The organism is Micromonospora sp. NPDC093277 (genome assembly GCF_044765245.1).
Lineage (GTDB): Bacteria > Actinomycetota > Actinomycetes > Mycobacteriales > Micromonosporaceae > Micromonospora.
The window spans coordinates 216378-242686 of record NZ_JBIWJO010000010.1 but is presented as its reverse complement, the minus strand read 5'-3'; the positions used below and the strand labels follow the sequence as shown (position 1 = coordinate 242686).

Here is a 26309-nt window from a genome sequence, read left to right as displayed (position 1 = left end):
GGGGTCGCGCGCCAGCCGACCCCTCGGGTATCGTCCGTTCGTTCAGTCGGAGATGCGACGATCAATTCGTTCACCCTAGCCAGTTGGCGGACGATCGGGCAGAATCCGGTGAGCACGCTCCCCGTGGGAGCGTGCTCTTGTCCTCGCTGATCCCGATCTGACGACGGTTCCCGGTCGGGCCGCGACGAGTGGTCGGGCCCCGGGGACGATGGAGGCGACGGTGTCCGACGAGCGACCCGCCCAGGAGGGCCCGGCCACCTTTCGCGATGTCTTCAGCCAGGCGGAGTTCCGCGCCCTCTTCACGGCCAACGCCCTGTCCTGGATCGGCGACTACATCGCCAAGGCCGCGGTCACCGTCCTGGTCTACCGGGAGACCCAGTCGGTGGCGCTCTCCGCCACCGCGTTCGCGGCCAGCTACCTGCCCTGGCTGCTCGGCGGCCCGCTGCTCTCCGCGCTCGCCGAACGGCACCGGTACCGGCAGGTGATGGTCGCCTGTGACCTGCTCCGCATGGCGATGATGCTGCTGGTGGCCATCCCCGGGACACCCCCCTGGGCCATCCTCGCCCTGATCTTCGCCGCCACGCTGGCCAACCCGCCGAGCCAGGCCGCCCGGTCCGCGCTGATGCCGCACATCCTCGCCGGCGACCGGCTGGTGGTGGGCCTGTCGATCAACACGAGCAGTGGCCAGGCGGCCCAGATCGTGGGTTACCTGGTCGGCGCCTCCATCGCCGCGACCAGCCCCGCCGCCGCGCTGCTGATCAACGCGGCCACCTTTGCGGTGTCGGCGGTGCTGGTCCAGTTCGGGCTCCGCGACCGGCCGCCCACGATGACCGCCGCCCACCGCAGTCACCTGCTGCGCGAGACCGCCCAGGGCTTCCGGATCGTCTTCGGTTGGCCGGTCCTGCGGGCCATCGCCGTGCTGGTGTTCAGCGCGATGGTCTTCTCGATCGTGCCGGAGGGTCTCGCCGCGGCGTGGGCCGCCGAGCGGAGCGGAGGCCTGGACACCGGCACCGCCCAGGCGGTCATCATGGCCGCCAACCCGGTCGGCTACATCCTCGGTGGCCTGCTGATCGGTCGGCTCGTCGCCCCGGCCCGCCGGCTGGCGCTGATCCGGCCACTGGCGGTGCTCGCCCCGGCGGTGCTGATTCCCGCGCTGCTCGACCCGCCGCCGCTCGTGGTGGCGCTCCTGGCGGCCGCCTGCGGATTCGCGGTGGGCGGGTTGCTGCCGGTGGCCAACGGTCTCTTCGTCCGCGCCCTGCCCGACGGCTACCGGGCCCGGGCGTTCGGCGTGATGGCCAGCGGTACACAGATCATCCAGGGTGCGGCGGTGCTGGCCACCGGGGCGCTCGCCGAGCGGTTCGCCATCCCCGTGGTGGTGGGCGTGTGGAGCGCCGCCGGAGTGGTCCTGATGCTGATGGCGGCCACCACGTGGCCGCGCGCGGAGACGGTGACGGCTGCCATCGAGGGGGCCTCGGCCGAGACGGCCGGTGCCGGCGGGAACCAGCAGTCCCCGGCCCGGGCCGGCACCTCCGCCGTGGGCGGCGAGTCGAGCCGGCACCGCCAGACGGTGACCTGACTCGCTGCCGAACGGTGGCCGGCGGCCGGCCCCCGGCCACGCCTGGCAGGATGGCGTGGTGACTTCCTCAGGCGAGTCGATGATCCTCTTCGAGGCGATCGGCGGCGAACCCGCCTTCCGTAAGCTGGTGGACGAGTTCTACGCCGGCGTCGCCACCGACCCGCTGCTGCGGCCGATGTACCCGGAGGAGGATCTGGGCCCGGCCGCCGACCGGCTCGCCCTCTTCCTCATCCAGTACTGGGGCGGCCCGCGCACCTACTCCGAGCAGCGCGGCCACCCGCGGCTTCGGATGCGGCACGCCCCGTTCCGGATCGGCGCGGCCGAGCGGGACGCCTGGCTGCACCACATGCGCCGGGCCGTGGACCGGCTGGACCTGCCGCCGGAGATCGCCGCCGAGCTGTGGAACTACCTGGAGCGGGCCGCGTACTTCATGGTCAACGTTGTGGAGGACCCGGCCGCCGGGGCCTGACGGCCCCGACCACCCGGTCCGGGCCGGGGCCCCGGCCGACGCGATCAGAGCAGGGCACCCTCGTCGTGCAGCCAGTCCACGAAGGTGGTGGCCACCGCCGCACCGCAGTCGAGCATCTCGACCAGCAGCGCGTCGTGGGTCCCGGCGCCAAGCGGAACCTGGAGTTCCGCGTAGATCGGGAGCTGGCCCCGCTCGGTCGGATCGCCGATGTACGCCTTGCAGAACCGGCGGGTGTGGTTCCACTCGTTGACCACCCGGTAGGCCCGGTCGGCCCAGTCCGGCGGCACCGTCGCGTGTGGACGGGCCCGCATCACCAGGATCTCGTCATCCGGGCCCTCCAGGGCGACCAGCACCGCGTGCCGCTCCCACATCGCCAGCAGGTTGCCGCCGCCGTCGGCCAGATAGCGCACGTCGAGCAGGTCGAGCGCCTCACAGACCCGGCCGAGGGTGACCGGGGCGACGGTGGCCGGCATGTCCGCGATCACGGACCGTTCGGCGGCCGGAGCGTCGTCTTCCGGTTGACGGGGGGCCGGTGGTCCGACCTGGACGGTTTCCTCCACTGTGATCCCGCTTCGAGTTTCCGGGTCGCCGCCACCGGCGGAACCTGGGCGCCATGACCACCACGGCATCGCTCGCGCACCTCACTCCCCAGCGGATCCACTTGCCTACAGTGCGTTGGATCCGAGGATGGACGGTACCCGGACAGCCGGGCTGAGGCATCCCCCCAACGACCGCCCCAGACCGGAAGGATGATTAGGGGTCAGCCGTTCGGATGAGCGATGACCGGCGTCAGGCCGAGTTCGGCAACCTTCCGCGACCAGGCCGCTCCATACGGTCCAACCAGTCCGACCCATCGGCCAGCGACACGCACCTGAACGTCGCCCGCTCCGAGGAAGCCCATCCGGACCAGACCCTGGACCAGCCGTTGCGGCACCTCCACCGGCATCTCCGGTGCCGCGTCCGGGGTGACCACGACCGCGACGTGGTCCAGCAACGCGTCCCGCAGCGCGCGTTGCCCCACCGCTCGGCCCGCCACACCGTGCGCGGCCGCCTCGCGCAGCGTCCCGGCCGCCGCCGCGGCGATCCGGCGCACCTCCCCGGCGGGCAGCAGCTCCACCGCCTGGCTGGCCGGCGCCGGCAGCGGCCAACGCCACCCGTCGTCTCGGCGCCGGGGCAGCGCGGCCCCGCCCGCCGTCAGCTCGGCCAGCAGTTCGCCGGCGGCGACGGTGATGTCACCCGGGGCCGCCCCGGTGACCGTGCGGGCCACCAGGACGCCCCACGGCAGCCGGGCCCAGAGGGCCGTACGCCCCGCCGCCGGGACCGGCCTGAGCCGGACCAGGGCGGCCGGATCCAGCCGGACCAGCCGGGCCAGGAAGGCTCCCGCGTCGGCCACCCCGTCCAGCCCGTGCCCGGCGGTCATGCCGGCAGCCCCGGCGCGTACCGGAGCAGGAAGGCGCGTTCCTCCTCGGTGACCCGACGGGGCCGCTGCGCGGCCAGGTCGAACGGGACCAGTACGGAGCGGGCCCGGCTGGCGAGCACCTCGCCGTCGTAGAGCTCGTAGGCGACGGTGAACGAGGCGGCCCGCAACTCCTCCACCCAGAGCTCGATCCGGACGGTGGGCGCCGCCTCCGCGGTCGCTCGGCCCTGCGCGTAGTCGACCGGGCGCAGGTAGTCGACCTCGTGCCGGCGGATGACCACCCCGTCGGCGAACGAGCCCACTCCCCACGCCCGGCCACCGCTGAACATCAACGCCACTCGCGCCTCCTCGTAGAGCGTGAGGAAGCGCGAGTTGTTGACGTGCCCGTACGCGTCCAGGTCGGACCAGCGCAGCGTGCAGTGGTAGACAAACCGATCAGACAAGGATCAGCACCCGGTCAGTCGCGGGTGAGCTTGCGGTACGTCACCCGGTGCGGACGGGCCGCCTCGGCGCCGAGCCGGTCGATCTTGTTCTTCTCGTACGCCTCGAAGTTGCCCTCGAACCAGAACCACTTCGCCGGGTTCTGGTCGTCGCCCTCCCAGGCCAGGATGTGCGTGGCGACCCGGTCCAGGAACATCCGGTCGTGGGAGATGACCACGGCGCAGCCGGGGAACTCCAGCAGCGCGTTCTCCAGGCTGCCGAGGGTCTCCACGTCCAGGTCGTTGGTCGGCTCGTCGAGCAGGATGACGTTGCCGCCGATCTTCAGGGTCAGCGCCAGGTTGAGCCGGTTCCGCTCGCCACCGGAGAGCACCTTGGTCGGCTTCTGCTGGTCCGGCCCCTTGAAGCCGAACGCGGCGATGTACGCCCGGGACGGCATCTCCACCTTGCCCACCATCAGGTGGTCCAGCCCGTCGGAGACGGTCTCCCACACCGTCTTGTCGCCGGCCAGACCCGCCCGGCTCTGGTCGACGTACGACAGCGAGACGGTCTCGCCGACCTTCACCAAGCCGGTGGACGGCTCCTCCAGCCCGACGATGGTCTTGAACAGCGTGGTCTTGCCGACCCCGTTCGGGCCGATCACGCCGACGATGCCGTTACGCGGCAGCGAGAAGCTGAGATCGTCGATCAGCACCCGGTCGCCGAAGGCCTTGGTGAGCTTGCCGGCCTCGATGACCGTGTTGCCCAGGCGCGGGCCCGGCGGGATCTGGATCTCCTCGAAGTCCAGCTTGCGAGTCTGCTCCGCCGCGGTGGCCATCTCCTCGTAGCGGTCGAGCCTGGCCTTGGACTTGGTCTGCCGGGCCTTGGCGTTGGAGCGGACCCACTCCAGCTCATCGTCGAGGCGCTTCTTCATCTTGGCGTCGCGGCGCCCCTCGACGGCCATCCGGGCCGCCTTCTTCTCCAGGTAGGTGGAGTAGTTGCCCTCGTACGGGTAGGTCCGGCCGCGGTCCAGCTCCAGGATCCAGTTGGCCACGTTGTCGAGGAAGTACCGGTCGTGGGTGATCGCGATGACGGTGCCCGCGTACTTGGCCAGGTGCTGCTCCAGCCACTGCACGCTCTCCGCGTCCAGGTGGTTGGTGGGCTCGTCGAGCAGCAGCAGGTCGGGGGCCTCCAGCAGCAGCTTGCACAGCGCCACCCGGCGGCGCTCACCGCCGGAGAGCATGGTGACGTCGGCGTCCGGCGGCGGGCAGCGCAGCGCGTCCATCGCCAGCTCGAGCTTGGAGTCGATGTCCCACGCGTCGGTGTTGTCCAGCTCGTCCTGGAGCCGGCCCATCTCCTCCATCAGCTCGTCGGAGTAGTCGGTGGCCATCTGCTCGGCGATCTTGTTGAACCGCTCCAGCTTGGCCTTGGTCTCGGCGACCGCCTCCTCGACGTTGCCGAGGACCGTCTTGGCGTCGTTCAGCGGGGGCTCCTGGGCGAGCATGCCGACGGTGTAGCCGGGCATCAGCCGGGCCTCGCCGTTGCTCGGCTGGTCCCACCCTGCCATGATCTTGAGGAGGCTGGACTTACCGGCGCCGTTCGGACCGACCACACCGATCTTGGCCCCCGGCAGGAAGTTCAGCGTCACGTTGTCGAGCACGACCTTGTCGCCGTGCGCCTTGCGCGCCTTTTCCAGGACGTAGATGAACTGGGCCACGGTGCGGGCTACCTCCGTCGGATGTGATCGCCATCGTGCGGCGCGGGCGCGGGCTGCGGTTCGGCCCGCCGCCGCCGGCCGGGAGCCGGCCACGCGCACGTCAACGCCAATCCTGACAGGTACGCCCCGCTCCGCCCACATCGCCCCGCCACGGCGTACCCGACGAGCCGCCCGGGAACAGGAATGTCATCATGATCACGATCGCGGTTCGGCGGTTCGGGGACGGGTAGGTAAGTCCGGCACGGGGGAAGAGACGCCGCAGCTACGCTCAATACGCTCATCGCGGTGGACCCGTCAGCACCCGGAGGTGGCCGATCGTGACCGTCCGTAGCTCCTTTGTCGTAGTGGCGAACCGCCTTCCGGTCGACGAGGTGAGCACACCCGAGGGACGGCAGTGGCGGCGCAGCCCCGGCGGGCTGGTCACCGCGCTGCACCCTGTCCTCGCCGAACACCAGGGCACCTGGGTCGGCTGGGCCGGCGGCACCGGCGCCGCCCCGGAGCCGTTCGACCTGGAGGGGATCCGCCTGCACCCGGTGCCGCTGAGCGCCGAGGAGCTGGAGCGCTACTACGAGGGGCAGTCCAACGCGACCATCTGGCCGCTCTACCACGACGCGGTCGAGACGCCCGCGTACAAGCGCCGGTGGCGCGAGGCGTACCGGCTGGTCAACGCCCGGTTCGCGGAGGCCGCGGCGGACGTCGCGGCCGAGGGCGCGACGGTCTGGGTGCAGGACTACCAGCTCCAGCTGGTGCCGGCGATGCTCCGCGAGCTGCGCCCGGACCTGCGGATCGGGTTCTTCCTGCACATCCCGTTCCCGCCGATCGAGCTGTTCATGCAGATGCCGTTCCGCGCCGAGATCCTGCGCGGCCTGCTCGGCGCCGATCTGGTCGGTTTCCAGCAGCGGCTGGCGGCGCAGAACTTCGTCCGGCTCGCCCGGCACCTGCTCGGCCTGCGCTACGAAGGGCAGATGATCCAGGTCGACGGTCGGCGTGTCAAGGCCGGCGCGTTCCCCATCTCCATCGACACCAAGGAGATGGAGCGGATGGCCGCCGACCCGACGATCCAGGCCCGGGCCAAGGAGATCCGCGAGGAGTTGGGCAACCCTCGGACGATCATCCTGGGCGTCGACCGACTCGACTACACCAAGGGCATCGAGCTCCGGCTGAAGGCCTTCCGCGAACTCCTCGCTGACGGAAAGTTGACAGTTCCCGACGCGGTTATGGTGCAGGTCGCCACCCCGAGCCGCGAGCGCGTCGAGCACTACCAGGCACTACGGGTGAAGGTGGAACGCGAGGTTGGCCGGATTAACGGCGAATTCGGACGGGTGGGCGTGCCGGCAGTGCATTATCTGCATCAGTCGTACAGTCGCTCCGAACTCGCCGCGATGTACGTCGCGGCAGACGTCATGATGGTGACCCCGCTGCGAGACGGAATGAATCTGGTGGCCAAGGAGTACGTGGCATCGCGCGCCGACCAGGGCGGCGCGCTCGTGCTCAGTGAGTTCGCCGGCGCTGCGACAGAGCTGCGCCAGGCGTTTTTGTGTAACCCCCACGACCCCGACGCGGTCAAGGACGCGCTGCTGCGCGCCGTGCACGTCGAGAGACCGGAGGCCCGCCGGCGCATGCGGATAATGCAGCGCCACCTGCGTACCCACGACGTCGGCCACTGGGCCACGTCGTTCCTGACCGAACTCGGCGTGCCAGATGCGGAGGCCGCGTGAACCCCACCGCCACCGCCGGCCCGCACGCCGGGCCGCTGGACCCCGAGCTGCGCGCCGCCATCGGCCGCATCGCCCGGGTTCCCCAACTCCTGGTCGCCTGCGACTACGACGGCACCCTCGCGCCGATCGTCGAGGACCCGAGCAAGGCCGTACCGCTGCCCGAGTCGGTGGCCGCGATCCGGGCGTTGGCCTCGATGCCGCAGACCACCGTCGCGGTGGTCTCCGGGCGCGCGCTGCGCGACCTGGCCGCGCTCTCCCGGCTGCCCAGCGAGGTCCATCTCGTCGGCAGCCACGGCTCCGAGTTCGACATCGGCTTCGTCGAGCGGCTCTCCCCCGAGCTGATCGCGGTGCGCACCCGGCTGCGCGACGCGCTGCGCGAGATCGCCGCGGACCATCCGGGCATCCGCCTGGAACGCAAGCCGGCCAGCGTGGCTGTACACACCCGCGGGGTCGACCCGCAGGTCGCCGCCTCGGCCATCGAGGCGGTCCGTAACGGCCCCGCCACCTGGTCGGACGTGACCGTCACCCAGGGCAAGGAGGTCTTCGAGCTGTCGGTCGTGGCCACCCACAAGGGCACCGCGGTCGACCAGCTCCGGACCCAGCTCGCGGCGAGCGCCGTGCTCTTCATCGGCGACGACGTCACCGACGAGAACGCCTTCGGCAACCTGCAGGGCCCGGACGTGGGCATCAAGATCGGCCCGGGGGAAACCCGGGCCGACTACCGGGTGGCCGAGCCGATCGAGGCGGCCCGGGCGCTGGGCCTGCTGCTGGAGACCCGCCGGCACTGGTTGTTCGGCGAGCGGGCGGTGCCGATCGAGCGGCACTCGATGCTGGCCAACGGACGGACGGTGGCGCTGGTCACCCCGGAAGCGAAGATCACCTGGCTCTGCCACCCGAAGCCGGACGCGTCGGCGATCTTCGCCGACCTGGTCGGCGGCAGTCCGGCCGGGCACTTCACCGTCGGCCCCGAGCGCGGCGGCATCCCGCTCGGCCAGCGCTACCGCAGTGGCACGATGACGGTGGAGACCCGCTGGTCGGGCCTGACCGTCACCGACTGGCTGGACCTGCCGGCGAAGGAGACCACCCCGGACGGGCCGGCGGTCGTCACCGGCGACTCGGCGCTGGTCCGGCTGCTCAGCGGCACCGGCCGGGCCCGGATCGACTTCGCGCCGCGTCCCGAGTTCGGCCAGGTCGCGGTGCAGCTGCAGCCGATCGACGACGGCCTGCTGGTGCTCGGCTCCAACGAGCCGATCGCGCTCTACTCGCCCGGCGTCGAGTGGGACGTCACCAGCGACGGGGTGAACGAGACGGCGAAGGCCGTGGTGGACCTCTCCGCGGCGGGCGGCCAGGTGGTGCTGGAGCTCCGCTTCGGCACGCAGAGCCTGGAACACCACCGGGTGCCGATCCACGAGCGGCAGGCCATGGCCGAACAGCCGTGGCGGGACTGGGTGGCCGGGCTGCACCTGCCCAACACCGCCCGCGACCTGGTCACCCGCAGCGCGCTCACCCTGCGTGGGCTCTGCCACGAGGCAACCGGCTCGATCCTCGCCGCGGCGACCACCTCGCTCCCCGAGGAGCTGGGCGGCGTCCGGAACTGGGACTACCGCTACTGCTGGCTGCGGGACGCGGCGATGACCGCCCGGGCGCTGGTCGACCTCGGCTCGACCGAGGAGGCGGAGGGGCTGCTGCGCTGGATCGACGGCGTCGTCGAGCGCACCGGCGGGCACCCGGAGCGGCTCCACCCGCTCTACACCGTCGACGGGTACGAGCTGGGCGCCGAGGCGGTCATCGACACCCTGCCCGGCTATGCCGGATCCCGGCCGGTCCGGGTCGGCAACCTCGCCAACCACCAGCTCCAGCTGGACGTCTTCGGCCCGGTCGCGGACCTGATCGCGGCGGTGGCGGACGCGCGCGGCTCGGTCCGCGACGACGAGTGGCGGGTGCTGGAGAACATGGTCGAGGCGGTCCGCCGCCGCTGGCACGAGCCCGACCACGGCATCTGGGAGGCGCGCCTGCCACCACGGCACCACGTCTACTCGAAGGTGATGCTGTGGATGACGGTTGACCGGGCGCTGCACGTGGTGCGGCAGCACGGCGGTGAGGACCGGCCGGAGTGGGTGGAGCTGCGCGACCGGATCGGCGCCAACGTGCTGGAGTACGGCTGGCACGCCGAGGCCGAGGCGTACAGCGTCGCGTACGGGCACGAGGACATGGACGCCTCGTCGCTCTGGATCGGCCTGTCCGGGCTGCTCCCGGGGGACGACCCGCGCTTCCTGTCGACCGTGCTCAAGATCGAGGCGGACCTGCGCAGCGGCCCGGTCGTCTACCGGTACCACTGGGACGACGGCCTGCCCGGCCGGGAGGGCGGCTTCCACATCTGCACGTCGTGGCTGGTCGAGGCGTACCTGCGCACCGGCCGGCGTACCGACGCGGAGGAGCTGTTCGCCCAGATGATCGACACGGCGGGCCCGACCGGACTGCTCCCCGAGCAGTACGACCCGCTCGCCGAACGCGGCCTGGGCAACCACCCGCAGGCGTACAGCCACCTGGGGCTCATCCGCTGCGCCCTGCTGCTGGACAACATGCTCAAGCAGTGACCTGAACGGCAACGAAGGCGGGCCCGGGACCACACCTCCCGGGCCCGCCTTCGTTGTCACCAACCAGCCGGTGGCGGGTCAGGGGTGCAGGGCGTTGACCACGTCGCCGAGCACGACGATCGCGGGTGGGCGGAGGGCGGCGGCGGCCACGTCGGCGGCCACCGCGCCCAGGGTCGAGCGGAGCACCCGCTGGGCGGCCGTCGTGCCCTCCTGGATCACCGCCGCCGGGGTCTGCGCCGGCCTGCCGTACGCGATCAGGGTCGCGCTGATCGCGGCGAGGTTCTTCAGGCCCATCAGGATCACCAGGGTCCCGCGCAGGCCGGCGAGGGCCTCCCAGCGCACCAGCGAGGTCGGCGAGTCCGGCGCGACGTGCCCGGAGACCACCGTGAACTCGTGCGCCACCGCCCGATGGGTGACCGGCACGCCGGCCACCGCGGGTACGGCGATCGCGCTCGTCACCCCGGGCACCACGGTCACCGGCACGCCCGCCTGGGCGCAGGCCAGCAACTCCTCCCCGCCCCGGCCGAAGACGTACGGGTCACCGCCCTTGAGCCGGACCACGGACCGGCCGGCCAGGGCCCGGTCCACCAGGATCCGGTTGATCTCCTCCTGCGTGCGGGACGGCCCGTAGGGGATCTTCGAGGCGTCCACCAGCTCGACGTCGGGGCGCAGCTCGTCGAGGAGCAGCCCGGGGACGAGGCGGTCGGCGACCACCACGTCGGCCTCGGTGAGCAGCCGCCAGCCGCGTACGGTGATCAGCTCCGGGTCGCCCGGCCCCGCCCCGACCAGCGCCACCCGTCCGGGGGTGTCAACACGGGGCCCCTGCTCCACCGAAGGCGTTGACAGGGTGCCCGTCCTTGCGCTCAGCAGGTCGCGGACGGCGTCGCGGACGGTCATCGCGCGGCGGGGGTCGCCGCCGCCGAGCACGGCGACGGTGACCGGGCCGTGCCGGGTGACCGCCGGGGTCCACGCGGTGGCCGCCACCCGGTCGTCGGCGCGTACGCAGAAGATCCGGCGCTCGGCGGCGGCGGCGCTGACCCCGGCCGCGGCGGCCCGGTCGTCGACGGCCACCTGTACCAGCCAGGCACCGTCCAGATCGGCGGGGACGAAGCGACGCGGCTCCCAGCGCAGCCGACCGGCGTCAGCGTGGGCCCGCAGCGCCGGGGTCAACTCCGGCGCGACCAGCAGGACGTCCGCCCCGGCGTCGAGCAGCGCCGGCACCCGGCGGGTGGCCACCGCTCCCCCGCCCACCACGACCACCCGCCGGCCGGCCAGCCGGAGCCCGAGGGGGTACGGGTTCCCGGGGCTCGTCGCATCGGTCACTTCTCGGCCACTCCCGCCGAGTCGAAGGTGGCCACCTCGTGCAGCACCCGGACCGCGCCGGTGACGACCGGGAGGGCGAGCAGGGCGCCGGTCCCCTCGCCGAGGCGCAGGCCGAGGTCGATCAGCGGGTCGAGGCCGAGATGCCGCAGCGCCGCGGTGGCGCCCGGCTCGGCGGAGCGGTGCCCGGCGACCATCGCCCCGACCGCGTCTGGCGCGAACGCGGCGGCGGCCAGCGCGCCGCTGACCGCGATCACCCCGTCCAGCAGCACCGGCACCCGGCGGGCGGCGGCGCCCAGGATCAGCCCGGCCAGCGCGGCGTGCTCCAGCCCACCGACCGCGGCCAGTACGCCGAGCGGATCGGCCGGGTCGGGCGCGTGCCGGTCGAGCGCGGCCCGCACCACGGCGACCTTCCGCCGGTACGTCTCGTCGTCCACCCCGGTGCCCCGCCCGGTCGCCTCGGCCGGGTCGACCCCGGTGAACGCGGCGACCAGCGCGGCTGCCGGGGTGGTGTTGCCGATGCCCATGTCACCGGTCAGCAGGATGCCCGCCCCGCCGTCGACCAGTTCGCCGGCGATCCGGATGCCGGTCTCCACCGCCGCCCGGGCCTCGTCCCGGGTGAGCGCGGCGGTGACCGTCATGTCCCGCGTACCGGCCCGCACGTTCGCCGCGACCAGCCGTGGGCCGGCCGGGCCGACGGGGAGCGCCGGGCCGCTGGCGGCCGCCGGGTCGACCGGGAGCGGGGTGGCCACGCCGACGTCGACCACGGTGACCGAGGCGCCGGCCTGCCGGGCGAACGCGTTGACCACCGCACCGCCGGTCAGGAAGTTGCCGATCATCTGGGCGGTGACCTCCTGCGGCCAGGGGGTGACGCCCTGGGCGTACACGCCGTGGTCGCCGGCGAAGACGGCCACCGCGGCCGGCTCGGGCAGCGGCGGGGGGCAGGACCCGGCCAGCCCGGCGAGGCGTACGGAGAGGGGTTCCAGGGCGCCCAGGGAACCGGCGGGCTTGGTCAACCGGCCCTGGAGGTCGCGGGCCGCCGCCATCGCGGCCTCGGCCAACGGCCGGATCGCCGCGACTGTGGACTCAAGCATCATGCCTCCAGGGTCTCCGCCAACACGTTGACGAACGCGTCGCTCGTCGCCGGATCGCGCACCGCGATCCGCAGCCAGTCCGGGCCGAGCCCGGGGAAGGTGTCGCCCCGGCGTACCGCCCAGCCGCGCTCGCGCAGCCGCTTACGCACGGCGGCGGCACCGGGCCGGTGGACCAGCACGAACGCGCTGGCCGGACGACCGACCACGCGTACGCCGGGCAGGCCGGAGAGGCGGGCCACCAGGTGCTCGCGGTCGGCGGTGAGCCGGGCGGCGATGGCGCGCTCGGCGGCGACGGCGACCGGGGACGCGCAGGCGGTCGCGGCGGCGAGCGCCGGGGTGGAGACCGCCCACAGCGGCTGGGCGGCGGCGAGCCGGTCGAGCAGCGGCGCCTCGCCGAGCAGGTAGCCGACCCGCAGCCCGGCCAGCCCCCAGGTCTTGGTGAGGCTGCGGACCACCAGGAGGCCGGGCAGGTCGCGGCGGGCCGCCAGGGATTCCGGCTCGCCGTCGACGCCGGGGGCGGCGGTGGTGTCGGCGAACGCCTCGTCGACCACGAGCACGCGTCCGGGGCGGGCCAGCGCGGCGAGCGCCTCGGCCGGGTGCAGCACGGAGGTGGGGTTGGTGGGGTTGCCGACCAGCACCAGGTCGGCGTCGGCGGGCACCCGGGCCGGGTCGAGCCGAAAGTCGTCGGCCGGGTCGAGCAGTACCCGGTCGACGGCGTGCCCGGCGGCCCGCAGGGCGGCCTCCGGCTCGGTGAACTGCGGGTGCACCACCACCGGCCGCCGGGAGTCCCGCAGGGCCCGGGCGATCAGCACGAAGCCCTCGGCCGCGCCGGCGGTGAGCAGCGCCTCCTCCGGGGGACGCCGGTGCCGGGCGGCCACGGCGGACCGGGCCGGGCCGGGATCCGGGTATGCGGCGAGGTCGCCCAGGGCCGCGGTCAGCGGGTCGGCGAGCCAGTCGGGCATCGGGGCGCGGCGCACGTTGACCGCCAGGTCGACCAGCCCCGGGGTCGCCTCGGCGTCCCCGTGGTGTCCGAGGTCGAAGTCGGCATCGGCCGGTTCCCCGGTCGTGGCCGGACGCCCGGTCAGCTCAGCACGCATGTCCGCGATCCTGCCGGGAAGCCGCCGCCGGGGACAGCGGATCCCGGCGTGGGTCGCGTCACCACCTCACTCGGATCGCCCGTTTATGAATTCTTCTCATTTCCGAATCGGAAATGTCATAGCTTGACCTCGTGAGCAATCGACCCATTGCCTCTGCTGGTCGTGTCGTTCCCCTCCTCCGCGCCGGACTGATCGCCGGCATCGTGGTCGCCGCCGCGATGTATCCACTGGCCGCCCTCACCGGCGTCGGCGCCAAGGCCACCGCACACGCCGTTGAGCAGAAGACGAGCATCCTCAAGACCGCGCTACCCGCCGAGACCTCGTACCTCTACGCGCCGGACGGCAAGACCGTGCTGACGATGTTCTACGAGGAGTACCGGAAGTACACCAAGATCGAGGACATGTCCCCGAACATCCAACAGGCGATCGTCGCCGCCGAGGACAACCGCTTCTACCAGCACCACGGCGTCGACCCGAAGGGCGTGGCCCGGGCCTTCGTGGCCAACTCCCGCTCCGGCGGCGTCTCCCAGGGCGCCTCCACGCTGACCATGCAGTACGTCCGGATGGCCCTGCGGGACAGCGCGAGCACGCCAAAGGAGGTCCAGGAGGCCACCCAGCAGACCAGCCTGCGCAAGGTCAAGGAGATGCGCATGGCGCTGGACATCGAGAAGGAACTCAGCAAGGAACAGATCCTGGAGCGCTACCTGAACTCGGCCTACTTCGGCCACCGGGCGTACGGGATCTACGCAGCCGCGCAGATCTTCTTCTCCAAGACCCCGGCCACCCTCACCCCGGCCGAGGCGGCCACCCTGGCCGGCCTGGTGAAGTCCCCGTCGGAGTACGACCCGATCACCTCCGACCAGAAGGACGCCACCGCCCGGCGCAACTACGTGCTCGACAACATGTCCCGGCTCGGCTACATGTCGCCGGACGCCGTCACGAAGGCCAAGGCCGAGCCGATCCAGCTGAAGTTGACCAATCCGCCGAACGACTGCGCCTCGATGCTGGACAAGTACAAGGCGACCTGGGGCTTCTACTGCGACTACCTGAAGAACTGGTGGAGCACCCAGCCCGCGTTCGGGGAGAACCGGCTGGAACGGATGGACAAGCTGCGCCGCGGCGGCTACCACATCGTGCTCGCCCTCGACCCGAAGATCCAGGAGGCGGCGGAGAAGAACGTGGGCGCCAAGGACGCCACGGGCAGCCCGTTCGCCAACGGCATCGTGGTCGCCGAGCCGGGCACCGGACGGATCAAGGCGATGGCGGTGAACCGGACCTACTCGCTCGACCTGAGTGAGAACCCGAACAGCTCCAACCCGGAGGCCGGCCCGAACATCAAGGCGAACTACCCGAACACGGTCGCGCCACTGCTCGGCGGGGGCACGCTCCCCGGCTACCAGGCCGGATCGACGTTCAAGATGTTCACGATGCTCGCCGCGCTCAACTCCGGGACGAAGCTCTCCGACACCATCAACTCGCCGTTCAGGTACCAGTCGTCCATCTATGACGGGTGGGCCCCGGTCAACGCCAGCGGGGCGATGACCGGCGTGCAGACCATGTGGTCCGGCTTCGGCAAGTCGGTCAACACCTTCTTCGTCCAGTTGGAGGAGAAGATCGGCGCGGAGAAGGGGGTCCGCCTGGCCGAACAGCTCGGGCTGCGCTGGCGTACCGACGTGGACCGCGACCACGCCGCACCGGGCCAGGCCAACAAGTGGGGCGCGTTCACCCTGGGCGTCTCCGACGCCACGCCGCTGGAGATGGCCAACGCGTACGCGGCGGTCGCCGCCGACGGCCGGTACTGCGAGGCGATCCCGGTGCTCTCGATCCTGGACCGGGACGGCACGCCGGCCATGTACAGGACGCCCGGCGGGGTGGAGCGCGAGGTCGCCAAGCCGCGCTGCCGGCAGGTGGTCAGCGCGGACGCGGCCCGGGCCGCCACCGACGCCGCCCGCTGCCCGACCGGCGACAGCCCGGCCAAGGGCGGCTGCGGCGGCTGGTCCACCGCGGACAGCGTCCGGGGCACGGTCGGCCGCCCGGTCGCCGGCAAGACGGGTACCACCGACAGCACCCGGTCCGCCTGGTTCGTCGGCTACACCCCGGAGCTGGCGGCGGCGAGCTTCGTCGCCGACCCGGACAACCCGTTCAACGCGGTGGGTGACGGCATGTCCGAGGTGCCGGTCGGCGCGGTGGCGAACACCCTGCGCGACGCCCTGAAGAACCAGCCGGTCCGCCAGTTCACCCCACCGTCCGACCAGATCGTCGGCTGAGCTGTCGCACGGCCACCCGGGGGTGCGCCCGGGTTAGTTGATCAAGAGGTTTGCGTCCGGGATCACGCGGATCCCGACGCAAACCTCTTGATCGCCTTCATGGGCTGGGGGTGGGGGGCAGGGGGTTAGTGGAGGTCGGCGGTTACGAAGGACCAGAGTTCCAGGTCGGCGCGGGCGCCGCGGACGAAGCCGGCGTTGCGGAGCAGGCCCTCGTAGCTGAAGCCGGCCTTCTCGGCCACCCGCCGGGACGCCACGTTCCCGGGCGCCACCCGCAGCTCGACCCGCTGGAAACCGTGCTCCAGGATCAGCGCGATGGCGACCGCGTCCACCGCCTCGGCAGCCAGGCCGTAGCCGCGGGCGTGCGGGGCGATCGCGTACGACACCTCGGTCAGCCGGGCACCCCAGTCGGTGCGCCGGGTCCAGAGGCAACCCACCACCCGCTCGTCCTCGCGACGGAGCACCGCGTAATGGTCGCCGTCTCCACTGTCCCGCCGCTGCCGGGCCAGCTCGGTGCACCACGCCTGCCCGTCGATCTGCCCGGACGAGTCGGCCAGCGGCAGCCAGCGCTGGGTCTGCCGATCCGCGAACACCTCGTCGACCGCCTCGGCGTCCGTCGCCACCAGCCGACGTACCTCGGTGCGCGGGGTCGAGACCGTCAGCTCCGGAAATCGGCGCACGGCCACCTGCCCGATCACGCCACAGCCTCCGCGTCCGCCCCGACCGCCGCGACCAGCCGGGCCGCGATCTCCGGGTACGCGGCCCAGTGCGGCGCCAGCTGCGAGGCGTGCACACCGCGCCAGACGAAGCCCTCCGGCGCGCCGCCGTCCCAGCTCCACGCGGCCCGCTCGCCGGCCCGTGGGGTGAGCACGGCCACGTGCTGCTTGTACCCGACCACCACCGTGCCGGCCCCGGCCACCGGGCTGTCGCTCTGGGCGGTGGCCTCGCGGTAGCCGGCCACCAGGCCGTCCCGGCTGGTCCCGGTCGCGTCCAGCACCCCGCACATCGGCAGCCCGTCCAACTCCCGGGCCAGCCACAGCAGGCCGGCGCCCTCGGCGATCACCGGCCGGCCGGTACGGGCCAGCTCGGCCACCGCGATGCAGAGCCGGCGGTTGGCGGAGAGCTGCTCCGCGTACGACTCGGGGAGCCCGCCGCCGACGACGAGCGCGCGGGTCCCGGCCGGCAGGGCCTCGTCGCGCAGCGGGTCGACGGTGACCACCTCGGCTCCGGCGGCGCGCAGCAGCTCGGCGGTCTCGGGATGGCTGTAGCTGCCGCCCGGGCCGCCGGCGAGCGCCACCACCGGACGCTCCCCGGTCGGCGGATCGGCCGCCGGTGCGGGTGACCAGGGCTCGACGGCGAGCTCCGGGGCGGAGCGGGCCAGCACCAGCAGCCGGTCCAGGTCGACGCTCGCGGCCACCGCCTCGCCCAGCCGGCGCACCGCCCGCAGCGCCTCGTCGTCGCGCCGCACCACCGGGCCCATGCCGTGCCGGCGGGGTGGGAGCACCGGGGGCAGCTCGTGGCGGCGCAGCGCGCCGTAGACGGGCACCCCGATGTCGTCGAGCGCCTCGCGCAGCATCGCCTCGTGCCGGGGTGACGCCACCCGGTTGAGGATCACCCCGCCCAGCCAGAGCTGCTCGTCGTACGCCCGGAAGCCGTGCACCAGGGCGGCCACCGACTGGCCCATGGCGGCCACGTCCACCACCAGCACCACGGGGCTGCGCAGCGCGGTGGCGACGGCGGCCGTGGACTCGGCCTCCGGCCGGCCGGCGATCGAGTCGTAGAGACCCATCGTGCCCTGCACCAGGGCGAGCCCGGCCCCGGCCGCACCGTGCGCGAAGAGCGGCGCGACCCGCTCCGGCCCGACCAGCCGCGGGTCGAGGTTCCGCCCCGGACGCCCGGCGGCCAGCCCGAGGTATGCCGCGTCCACCTGGTCCGGCCCGATCTTGAACCCGGCCACGGCCAGCCCCCGGTCGGCGAGGGCGGCGAGCAGGCCGAGGGCGAGGGCACCGGTGCCGTGCCCCGAGGAGGGTGCGCTGAGCACGACGCGCGGTACGACGGTCATCATCGACTCCTCGCGGGCGACGGGGACGCACCGATGGACGGTGCGGGGGATTTCCGCCCGCGTGACCATACCCGTCCGGACCGACCCGCGATGGCCGCCGACCGGCCGGTTCCGGCCCGGCCCAGCTCAGTGGCGATACGCGGGCGGGTAGCCTTGGCAAACGTGTACCGGTTCCTGCTGACCCCGCGCTGGCTGGGCTATCTCGCGCTGACCCTGGTCGCCGCCGCGCTGATGGTGTTCCTCGGCAACTGGCAGCTGGACCGCTACCGGGGCCGTACCGCGATCAACGAGCGGATCGACGCCGGGTCGGCGATGGCCCCCGCGCCGCTGCGCGACGCCCTGCCCGCACCGACCGGCGGGGCCGGCAGCACCGGCCCGGCCCCGGCCGAGCAGGTCACCTGGACCAGGGCCACCGCCACCGGCCGGTACGACACCGCCAACCTCGTCCTGGTGCGTGGCCGGACGGTCGACAGCAAGGTCGGCTTCGAGGTGCTCACCCCGCTGGTCCTCGCCGACGGCACCGCCGTGCTGGTCGACCGGGGCTGGATCCCGCCCGTTCCGGGCAGTGGCGCCACCGCCCAGCCGCCGGTGCCCGCCGCGCCGACCGGCGAGGTGACGGTCACCGGCCGGGTGGTGTCCAGCGAGAGCGGCGGCACCGTCGAGCGGCGGAACGGCAAGCTGGAGACCCGGCGGATCAGCATCTCCCGCATCGCCGGGCAGTTGCCGTACCCGGTGGCGGGCGGCTACCTGCTGCTCGACCAGCAGACGCCCGCGGCCGACGCGGCGTTCCGGGCGGTGCCGATCGGGCACACCAACAACTGGCAGAACTTCGGGTACGTGGTGCAGTGGTGGCTCTTCGCCGGCATGAGCCTCGTCGGCTACGGCTGGGTGGCCCGCCGGGAGGCCCACCGCGCGGCCGGCCTGGACAAGCCGCGTACGCCCGTCGACCGGGCCGCCGAGCCCGCCGCCACCTGACCGATCGGAGCCCGGCCCGGCCCCATGCGGGGGCACCTGAGGCAGCCTGATCGCGGGTAGGGTCCCGTCCATGATCAGCAGCCGTGAGGGGGTCCGGTGACGACCCCTGATCCCACGATGCCTCCGCCACCCGCCGAGCCGCCGACCCAGGCGCACCCGGCGTACGACCCGTGGGCCGCCATGCCGCCCGCCGCAGCGCCGCCCACCGAGCGGTTCCCGGTGCTGCCCGCCGGCTCGGTGGGCGGTCAGGTCCCGCCGACCGCGCCGCTCGCCGCCGTTCCGCCGGCCCCGTTCCCCGCGTCACCGCCGGCGCCCACGCCGCCCCCGATGGCCGCACCGCCCGCCGTCCCGGCGCCACCCGTGACAGCGCAGTTCTCGGCGCCGCCCGCCTTCTCCGCGCCGCCCGCGACCGCCCAGTTCTCGGCGCCGCCCGCCTTCTCCGCGCCGCCCGCGACCGCCCAGTTCTCGGCACCGCCCGCCTTCTCCGCGCCGCCGGCGCCGCAGTACGGGGAACTGGCGGCCTGGCCCGGGCCGCACCCGCCGGTGGGACCGCTGCCGCCCGCGCAGTCCGTGGTGGCGGTGCAGATCGCCGAGATCATGGTGGCGCCGCCGGTGATCCGTACGCCGGCCGGCGTGCTGCCGCTCGCCGGCTCCTCGTGGCACGTGGTCGACCACTGGCAGAAGGAGGAGAAGATCGCGACCTGGGCGCTGGTCTGCGCCATTCTCGGCTTCTTCTGCCTGACCGTGTTCAGCCTGTTCTTCCTGCTGATCAAGGAGACCAAGCACCACGGGACCGTGCAGGTGACGGTGACCAGCGGTGGCCGCCAGTACGTGGCCCGGATCCCCGTGGTGGATCAGTCCCAGGTGCAGCACATCAACAACCAGGTCAACTACGCCCGGTCGCTGTCGGTCGGCTGACCGTTCCGGCGCCGGAGGTGGCCCGCACGCTCGCCTCCGGCGCCCGCGGACTCACCCGGTGGCCCGTCCGAGGTGGATGGCGCGTACGTCGTCGATCGTGTCGGCCTCGGCCGCGGTCTTGTCGTCCCGGTAACGCACCACCCGGGCGAAGCGCAGCGCCATGCCGCCCGGATAGCGGCTGCTCATCTGCACCCCGTCGAACGCGATCTCGACCACCTGCTCGGGGCGGACCCGGACCACCCAGTCGCCCCGTTCCACGGCCAGGTCGAGGAACCGCTCGGTCTGCCAGCGCAGCAGCTCGTCGCTGAGCCCCTTGAACGTCTTGCCCAGCATGACGAACTCTCCGCTGCGCGGGTCGCGGGCACCGAGGTGCAGGTTGGAGAGCCAGCCCTGCCGCCGGCCGCTGCCCCACTCGACCGCGAGGACGACCAGGTCGAGGGTGTGCCGGGGTTTGACCTTGACCCAGGCCGAGCCGCGCCGGCCGGCGTCGTAGGGGGCGGCCGGGTCCTTCACCACCACCCCTTCCTGGCCGGCGTCGATCGCCGCCGCGAAGGCGGCACCGGCCTGCGCCGGGCCGTCCACCTCGATCCGGCCGACCAGCAGAGTCGGGTCGACCGCGCCGGCCAGCGCCGCCCACCGCTCCCGGCCGGGCCGGTCGATCAGATCCGTGCCGTCGAGGTGCAGCAGGTCGAAGAAGTACGGCGTCAGCACGGTCTCGCCGGCACGCTCGGCCGCGGCGAGCACCGCGGGCGCCACCGGTGCGCTCCCGGTGGTGCTGGGGGTGGTGCGCCGGGCCGCCCGGCTGGAGGTCTGTTGGAAGGGCAGCGGACGGCCGGTGGCGTCCAGCCCGATCGCCTCGCCGTCGAGCACCAGCTCTCGTGCTGGCAGCGCGCGGACGGCCGCCACCACCTCGGGCACCCGGACGGTGATGTCGTCGAGACTGCGGGAGAAGACCGCGATGTCCGGGCCGGACCGGTGCACCTGGATGCGGATGCCGTCGAGCTTCACGTCGACCACCGCCGGAACGCCGGTGGCGGTGAGCGCCTCGTCGAGGGTCGGGGCGCTCTGCGCCAGCATCGGAGCCAGCGGGCGGCCCACCTGGAGGCCGAACCCGGCCAGCGCCGCCGCACCGCCGGAGAGCGCCGCCACCGCCACCGTCCGCAGGTCGCCGGCGAGCAGCAGCGCCCGGCGTACGGCCGCCACCGGCACCTCGGCGGCTCGGGCCACGGCCTCGGCGAGCAGGCCGGCCTGGGCGCCCTGGCGCAGCTCGCCGCGGAACAGGCCGACCAGCAGCCGCTGCTCGTCGGCGGTGGCCGCGGCGAAGAGCCGGTGCAGCAGCTCGCGGCGGCGGGCCTGCGAGCCGGGGCCGCGTACCGCGGCGATCTCGTCGACGGCCGCGTCGACACCGGCCACGGTCAGCGTCGGCTCGGTGGCCGGCGGCGGCAGGTCGCGCAGGCCGGCCCAGCCCACGCCGGTCTGCCGCTGGCGCAGCTCACCGGCGAGGTAGCCGGCGCCGGCCGGGACCTCGGTCGGGTGGAGCGAGCGCAGCGCAGCGGCGAGCAGCTCCACCTTGGCCCGCCGGCCGTTGGTGGCTCCCACCGCGGCGGAGGTGGCCGCCAGGTCGAGAAACCGCACGGATCCCATCCTGCCAGCCACCCCCGACGCGGCGGCGCATCCCGACCAGGCGACGGATCCCGTGCGCCGCCCAGCCGGACGCCGCCCGACCGGCCCCACGGCCGGCCGCCGACCCGCAGCGGGTCGCGGCATTCCGTGGTCTCCAGCCGGTGATCCACTCAGCGTGCCGCATCCCGCGGTGTCCGGCGAACGGAAAAGCCCACCTGCCGCATCTCAAGTCGGTCACGACACCCGCTGCCGAGGAGCCGGTCCCGGTCAGACCGGGACCGGCTCCTCGATCCGCAGGCCACGGGCGCGGACCTCGTCGGCGACCCGGGTGAGCAGCGCGTCGAGCGTGACCAGCGTGGCGGAGAGCTCGCCGAGCCGGTCCTTGAGCGTGTCCTCGGGCCACGCGGAGACGTGGACGTCTCCCAGAGCGCTGACGGCGGCCTGGAGCCGCGCCATCTCGTCGTTCGTACGCATGTTCGAAAGGCTATAACACCCGTGCGCCCGACACACCGCAAACTCCGACATCGGCCGGGAAGTTACGGTTCCGACACCTTCACCGCCGGTTCGCGCCCGCCTCGGCGACCTTGGCCAGCAGCAGCGCCTCGGCCAGGCAGACCCGGGCGAACTCGCCCAGGTGCAGGCTCTCGTTCGGCCCGTGCGCCCGGGCGTGCGGGTCCTCCACGCCGGTCACCAGGATCGCCGCGTCCGGGAACATCTCCTGGAAGGTGGCGATGAACGGGATCGAGCCGCCCACGCCGATGTCGACCGGATCGGTGCCGTCCCAGGCACCCCGGAAGGCCGCCCGCGCCGCCTCGAACATCGGCCCGGTGGCGTCGATGACGCAGGGCGAGCCGTCGTGCTCGAAGGTCACCGTCACCCGCGCGCCCCACGGCGCGTGCTTCTCCAGGTGGGTGGTCAACGCGGCGTACGCCTTCTTCGGGTCGTCGCCCGGCGCCAGCCGTACGCTCAGCTTCGCCTTCGCCGACGGGACGAGCGCGTTCGGCGCCTCGGCGGTGGCCGGCGCGTCGATGCCGAGCACCGCGAGGGCCGGCTTGGTCCAGAGCCGGTCGGTGATCCGGCCGGTGCCGAACAGGTCGGCCCCCTCGACCAGCCCCGCCTCGGCGCGGAACCGGTCCTCGGGGTAGTCCACCGTCGCGCCCTCCCGCCCGACCAACCCTTCGACGGTCACGTTCCCGGCGTCGTCGTGCAGCGTGGCGAGCAGCTTGACCAGCGCGGTGAGGGCGTCCGGCACGGCACCGCCGAACATGCCGCTGTGCACGGCGTGGTCCAGGGTGCGTACCTCCACGAAGCAGTTGACGATGCCGCGCAATGAGGTGGTCAGCGCGGGCACGCCGACGTCCCAGTTCGTCGAGTCGGCGATCACGATGACGTCCGAGGTCAGCTCCTCCCGGTGCTCGGCGAGCAGCCGCTCCAGCGAGTCCGAGCCGTACTCCTCCTCGCCCTCGATGAAGAGGACCACGCCGACCGGGAGCCGGTCGCCGAACGCGCGCAGCGCGGCGACGTGCGCCATGATGCCGGCCTTGTCGTCGGCGGCGCCCCGACCGTAGAGGCGGCCGTCCCGCTCCACCGGCTCGAACGGGTCGGACTCCCACTTCGTCAGGTCGCCGACCGGCTGGACGTCGTGGTGGGCGTACATCAGGACGGTGGGCGCGCCGGGCGGGGCCGGCTTCGTCCCGATAACCGCCGGCTGCCCGCCGGAACGCACGATCTTCGTGTCGAGGCCGCAGCCGCGCAGCAGCTCGGCCACCGCCTCGGCGGAGCGCTCCACGTGTGAGTGGTCGAAGCCGTCGAAGGCGATGCCCGGGATACGGACGAGGCGTTCCAGGTCGGCACGGACTCCGGGCAGCTCACGCTCGACGGCGTCCCGCACCTCGGACTCGGAGAGGATCGGTGTGGTCATGACCGGCATCGTATGCCGGCCTTACCGCAGGCCACCCCCGAGGCCGCCCCACCACCCCCAGGGCCGCCCCACCACCCCCAGGGCCGCCCGCCCCGGTCGGCGGGGGCGCCGCCGGACGAGCGCCCGGCTTCGCCGGGGACGGGTCCGGCTTCGCCGGGACGTCCGGCCGGTCAGCGACGGCGGACGTAGTACCGGTCGGGGTCGTGGGCCAGGGCCGCGGCACCGTCGACCACGAGATCCACCCCGGACTCGGTGTCGTCGGCCGCGAAGTGCGCCCGCTCGCCAGCGTGCCAGCGGCGCAACTCGGGCAGGATCGCCGCGCCGTCGCGGGCGAGCGCCCGGGACAGCCGCAGCTGCGCCGGCGCGGTGACGAAGACCGACAGGGTCAGCTCCGGCCGGACAGCGGCCCGCGCGGCGCTCACCCCCTCCACGATGAGCACGGGGCCGGCCGGGACCGGCACCTCGCGGTCGAGGAAGCCGCGCCGCTCCCAGCTGTACGGGCGGTACGCGCCGGGCCGGCCCGCCCTTACCGGCCCGAGCACCCGGTGCTCCAGGCGGGGCCAGAAGGTGAGCTGGTCGTCCCAGCCGTCCAACAGGTCGTCGGTGCGGACCACCGGTGGCCGGTCGCCGCCGGGCAGCGCGGCGAACGCGTCCGCGAGGCGCGCCGCGAAGACGCTCTTGCCCGCACCGCTCGGCCCGTCGACCGCCACCAGTCGGGTACGCCCCAACCGTGCCGGCCCGGCAATCACCCGCTCCGCCAACCCGGCATAAGCCTCGACCACCGCCCCCACCACCACCGCCTCCGCCACCACCGAGCAAACGCTAGCGCCGTCCGTGACCGTGCCGATCCGAGGGCGCAGTTTCACGGAAACTGTGGCCTTCCAGGTGCCGATAGGGCCACTTTCCCGGAAGTTGTGGGCTGACCTGCCGTCGGTGGAGGCGTGTGGGGGGCCGCGGCGTAACCCGTTTGCTTGATCCTGGACTTGAGCCGGGCGTTCGGCGGTCCGGCCGGGGCGGTCAGCGGCATCATCGGGTGGTGCTCCACGACGTGATGAGTCCGGGCATCGACGCCCTGCTGGAACAGGCCCGAGCCGGGCTCCGCCGGCTCACCCCGCACGAGACCGTCGCGGCGGTCCGCCAGGGTGCGCTGCTGGTCGACACCCGCCCCGACGCGCAGCGACGCGAGCAGGGTGACCTGCCCGGCGCGATCGTCATCGAGCGGAACATCCTGGAGTGGCGGCTGGACCCGGCCAGCGCCTGGCGCATCCCGGAGGCGATCGGGTACGACCGGCAGATCGTGGTGGTGTGCGCCGAGGGCTACAGCTCCAGCCTGGCCGCGGCCAGCCTCCAGGCGCTCGGCCTACGCCGGGCCACGGACATGATCGGGGGCGTGCGGAACTGGCGGGAGTTGGGCCTGCCGATGTCCGAACGCCCCGCCGACGTGCGCTACTGAGCGGGCATTCGCGTCGGCTGCCGATGGGCGGCCACCGTTCGGCGTCAGCCGCTCGGGTTTGACCGGCCGGGCTCAACCAGACGGGTTCGGCCGGCCGGGTTCAGGCGGTCGGCGCGCCCGGCGGGATGAACGGCAGGGCCGGTGGCGCGCCGGTCTCGATCAGTTGCCACAGGGCGTCGGTGTCCAGGTGTTCCTCGACCAGGTCGCCGAGCAGATCCAGGGTCCGCTCGCGGGCGGCGGCGAACGCGGTGTCCGGGGCGACCTTGAAGCCGGTCCGACCGGCCTGCCGGGCGACCTCGGTGAGGAAGCGGCGGCGGAACTCGTCGGACTCGAAGGCACCGTGCCAGTGGGTGCCGTGCACCGCGCCGAGCCGGGCTCCCTCACCGACGCCGTCGGCGTACCGGAGCAGCGGGGGCAGGGCCGGGTCGGCGGCGGAGACGTACCCGTGGTGGATCTCGTAGCCCTGCACCGGGACGTCACCGGCGGCCGTACCGGTCGCCCGGCGGACCGTCTTGCGCGCGTCGAAGGTGACCTCAACAGGCAGCAGCCCGAGCCCGGGGACGCTGCCCCGACCGCTCTCCACCGGGTCGTGGATGGTCCGGGCCAGCATCTGGAACCCGCCGCAGATGCCGAGCAGCGGCCGGCCTGCGGCGGCGTGCCTCGTGACGGCGTCGGCCAGGCCGGTCTCCCGCAGCCAGGCCAGGTCGGCCACGGTCGACTTGGAGCCGGGCAGCACCACCAGGTCGGCGGCCGCCAACTCGGCCGGCTCGATGGTGAGCCGTACCCGCACCCCCGGCTCGGTGGCCAACGCCTCGACGTCGGTCGCGTTACTGATCCGGGGCAGCCGGACCACCGCCACGTCGAGCCAGTCGGTGCCCCGAGGCGCCGCCGGCCGGCCGAGCACCCGGCCGTACGCGAGCGAGTCCTCGGCGTCCAGCCAGAGGTCCAACTCCCAGGGCAGCACCCCGTACGTGGGCCGGCCGGTCACCCGGTGCAGCATGTCCAGCCCCGGTTGGAGCAGCCCCAGGTCACCCCGGAACTTGTTGATCACGAAGCCGGCGACCAGGGCCTGGTCGGCCGGATCGAGCAGCGCGACGGTGCCGAACATCGAGGCGAACACGCCACCCCGGTCGATGTCGCCGACCACGATGGTGGGCAGGCCGGCGTGCCGGGCCAGCCCCATGTTCACGTAGTCGCCGGCCCGCAGGTTGATCTCGGCGGGGCTGCCGGCGCCCTCGCAGATCACCACGTCGTACGCCGAACGCAGCTCGGCCAGCGCCGCGTACGCGGTCTCGGCGAGCCGGGGACGCAGTTGCCGGTAGTTGCCGGCGGTGACCGTGTCGACGGCTTCGCCCAGCAGCACCACCTGGCTGGCATGGTCGCTGCCCGGCTTGAGCAGCACCGGATTGAAGCGCAGGTCCGGGGCGAGCCCGCAGGCGGCGGCCTGCATCGCCTGGGCGCGGCCGATCTCGCCGCCGCGCCCGCCCGGGCCGACCACGACGGCCGAGTTGTTGGACATGTTCTGCGCCTTGAACGGCGCCACCCGCACGCCCCGGCGTCGCAGCCACCGGCAGATGCCGGCGGTGAGCACGCTCTTGCCCGCGTCGGAGGTGGTGCCGGCCACCAGCAGCCCGCCGCTCACCGCCCGCTCCCCTGTCGCGCCGGACCGCT

At 73.5% G+C, this 26309-nt stretch carries 22 protein-coding genes; 8 read left to right on the top strand and 14 right to left on the bottom strand.

Annotated features, from left to right (window positions below; genetic code table 11):
• Window positions 1-208: 208 nt before the first annotated feature.
• Window positions 209-1576 (top strand): MFS transporter, encoded by a 1368-nt coding sequence (locus ACIRG9_RS23010; RefSeq protein WP_402859338.1) that lies wholly within the window; start codon window positions 209-211, stop codon window positions 1574-1576.
• 79 nt (window positions 1577-1655) lie between these two features.
• Window positions 1656-2045, top strand: a complete 390-nt coding sequence (locus tag ACIRG9_RS23005) for a globin (protein WP_402859490.1) — start codon at window positions 1656-1658, stop codon at window positions 2043-2045.
• 44 nt (window positions 2046-2089) lie between these two features.
• Here ACIRG9_RS23005 and ACIRG9_RS23000 read toward each other — a convergent pair whose 3' ends face one another.
• The 4 genes from ACIRG9_RS23000 to ettA all read right to left on the bottom strand — a co-directional run bounded on the left by ACIRG9_RS23000 (window position 2090) and on the right by ettA (window position 5596).
• Entirely contained in the window at window positions 2090-2674 is a 585-nt protein-coding gene (locus tag ACIRG9_RS23000) for a YbjN domain-containing protein (RefSeq protein ID WP_402859335.1), read from the bottom strand.
• Window positions 2675-2805: 131 nt separating this feature from the next.
• Window positions 2806-3465: a hypothetical protein gene (locus tag ACIRG9_RS22995; RefSeq protein ID WP_402859332.1), complete on the bottom strand. Its 660-nt coding sequence runs from the start codon at window positions 3463-3465 to the stop codon at window positions 2806-2808.
• The gene (locus tag ACIRG9_RS22990; RefSeq protein ID WP_402859329.1) at window positions 3462-3905 is read right to left on the bottom strand and encodes an acyl-CoA thioesterase; all 444 of its coding nucleotides are present in this window, start codon (window positions 3903-3905) and stop codon (window positions 3462-3464) included. Before ACIRG9_RS22990 ends, ACIRG9_RS22995 begins: the two co-directional genes overlap by 4 nt.
• Before the next feature lie 14 nt (window positions 3906-3919).
• Window positions 3920-5596, bottom strand: coding sequence for an energy-dependent translational throttle protein EttA (gene ettA / locus ACIRG9_RS22985; RefSeq protein ID WP_402859326.1), 1677 nt, complete (start codon window positions 5594-5596; stop codon window positions 3920-3922).
• Window positions 5597-5913: 317 nt separating this feature from the next.
• Here ettA and ACIRG9_RS22980 point away from each other — a divergent pair, with 317 nt between their 5' ends.
• Both ACIRG9_RS22980 and otsB read left to right on the top strand, forming a co-directional pair.
• A complete protein-coding gene (locus ACIRG9_RS22980; RefSeq protein WP_402859323.1) occupies window positions 5914-7314 on the top strand; it encodes a trehalose-6-phosphate synthase in 1401 nt (466 codons plus the stop codon).
• Window positions 7311-9911 (top strand): trehalose-phosphatase, encoded by a 2601-nt coding sequence (gene otsB, locus ACIRG9_RS22975; RefSeq protein WP_402859320.1) that lies wholly within the window; start codon window positions 7311-7313, stop codon window positions 9909-9911. The genes ACIRG9_RS22980 and otsB overlap by 4 nt, the downstream gene beginning before the upstream one ends.
• 78 nt (window positions 9912-9989) lie before the next feature.
• Here the strand turns inward: otsB and cobA are convergent, their stop codons facing one another.
• Genes cobA through cobC form a run of 3 tightly spaced genes read right to left on the bottom strand, consistent with a single transcriptional unit; the run spans window position 9990 to window position 13422 of the window.
• Window positions 9990-11234, bottom strand: coding sequence for a uroporphyrinogen-III C-methyltransferase (gene cobA, locus ACIRG9_RS22970; RefSeq protein WP_402859317.1), 1245 nt, complete (start codon window positions 11232-11234; stop codon window positions 9990-9992).
• Window positions 11231-12325: a nicotinate-nucleotide--dimethylbenzimidazole phosphoribosyltransferase gene (gene cobT, locus ACIRG9_RS22965; RefSeq protein WP_402859487.1), complete on the bottom strand. Its 1095-nt coding sequence runs from the start codon at window positions 12323-12325 to the stop codon at window positions 11231-11233. The genes cobA and cobT overlap by 4 nt, the downstream gene beginning before the upstream one ends.
• On the bottom strand, window positions 12325-13422 hold the full coding sequence (gene cobC / locus ACIRG9_RS22960) for an Rv2231c family pyridoxal phosphate-dependent protein CobC (RefSeq protein ID WP_402859314.1): 1098 nt from the start codon (window positions 13420-13422) through the stop codon (window positions 12325-12327). Before cobC ends, cobT begins: the two co-directional genes overlap by 1 nt.
• 131 nt (window positions 13423-13553) lie before the next feature.
• On the opposite strand from cobC, the gene ACIRG9_RS22955 reads away from it, so the two are divergent.
• Window positions 13554-15689: a transglycosylase domain-containing protein gene (locus ACIRG9_RS22955; protein ID WP_402859311.1), complete on the top strand. Its 2136-nt coding sequence runs from the start codon at window positions 13554-13556 to the stop codon at window positions 15687-15689.
• Window positions 15690-15814: 125 nt separating this feature from the next.
• On the opposite strand, the gene ACIRG9_RS22950 is transcribed toward ACIRG9_RS22955, so the two are convergent.
• Together ACIRG9_RS22950 and ACIRG9_RS22945 are read right to left on the bottom strand one after the other, a co-directional pair.
• Window positions 15815-16384, bottom strand: coding sequence for a GNAT family N-acetyltransferase (locus tag ACIRG9_RS22950; RefSeq protein ID WP_402859308.1), 570 nt, complete (start codon window positions 16382-16384; stop codon window positions 15815-15817).
• Window positions 16381-17748 carry a cobyrinate a,c-diamide synthase gene (locus ACIRG9_RS22945; protein WP_402859305.1) on the bottom strand — a complete coding sequence of 456 codons (1368 nt, stop codon included), beginning with the start codon at window positions 17746-17748 and terminating at the stop codon, window positions 16381-16383. The genes ACIRG9_RS22950 and ACIRG9_RS22945 overlap by 4 nt, the downstream gene beginning before the upstream one ends.
• Window positions 17749-17910: 162 nt before the next feature.
• Between ACIRG9_RS22945 and ACIRG9_RS22940 the strand changes: the two genes are divergently transcribed.
• Both ACIRG9_RS22940 and ACIRG9_RS22935 read left to right on the top strand, forming a co-directional pair.
• Window positions 17911-18723, top strand: a complete 813-nt coding sequence (locus tag ACIRG9_RS22940) for an SURF1 family protein (protein ID WP_402859302.1) — start codon at window positions 17911-17913, stop codon at window positions 18721-18723.
• A gap of 96 nt (window positions 18724-18819) precedes the next feature.
• Window positions 18820-19641, top strand: coding sequence for a hypothetical protein (locus tag ACIRG9_RS22935; RefSeq protein WP_402859299.1), 822 nt, complete (start codon window positions 18820-18822; stop codon window positions 19639-19641).
• 51 nt (window positions 19642-19692) lie between these two features.
• On the opposite strand, the gene ACIRG9_RS22930 is transcribed toward ACIRG9_RS22935, so the two are convergent.
• From ACIRG9_RS22930 to ACIRG9_RS22915, 4 genes are all read right to left on the bottom strand, one after another.
• The gene (locus tag ACIRG9_RS22930) at window positions 19693-21285 is read right to left on the bottom strand and encodes an ATP-dependent DNA ligase (RefSeq protein WP_402859296.1); all 1593 of its coding nucleotides are present in this window, start codon (window positions 21283-21285) and stop codon (window positions 19693-19695) included.
• Between the two features lie 246 nt (window positions 21286-21531).
• Window positions 21532-21738 (bottom strand): hypothetical protein, encoded by a 207-nt coding sequence (locus ACIRG9_RS22925; protein WP_402859293.1) that lies wholly within the window; start codon window positions 21736-21738, stop codon window positions 21532-21534.
• A 79-nt stretch (window positions 21739-21817) separates the two neighbouring features.
• The gene (locus tag ACIRG9_RS22920; RefSeq protein WP_402859290.1) at window positions 21818-23185 is read right to left on the bottom strand and encodes a dipeptidase; all 1368 of its coding nucleotides are present in this window, start codon (window positions 23183-23185) and stop codon (window positions 21818-21820) included.
• Between the two features lie 170 nt (window positions 23186-23355).
• Window positions 23356-23979, bottom strand: a complete 624-nt coding sequence (locus tag ACIRG9_RS22915; protein ID WP_402859484.1) for a uridine kinase — start codon at window positions 23977-23979, stop codon at window positions 23356-23358.
• A gap of 257 nt (window positions 23980-24236) precedes the next feature.
• Between ACIRG9_RS22915 and ACIRG9_RS22910 the strand changes: the two genes are divergently transcribed.
• The gene (locus ACIRG9_RS22910; RefSeq protein ID WP_402859481.1) at window positions 24237-24638 is read left to right on the top strand and encodes a rhodanese-like domain-containing protein; all 402 of its coding nucleotides are present in this window, start codon (window positions 24237-24239) and stop codon (window positions 24636-24638) included.
• 100 nt (window positions 24639-24738) lie between these two features.
• Here ACIRG9_RS22910 and ACIRG9_RS22905 read toward each other — a convergent pair whose 3' ends face one another.
• A complete protein-coding gene (locus ACIRG9_RS22905) occupies window positions 24739-26280 on the bottom strand; it encodes a cobyric acid synthase (RefSeq protein WP_402859287.1) in 1542 nt (513 codons plus the stop codon).
• Window positions 26281-26309 lie beyond the last annotated feature (29 nt).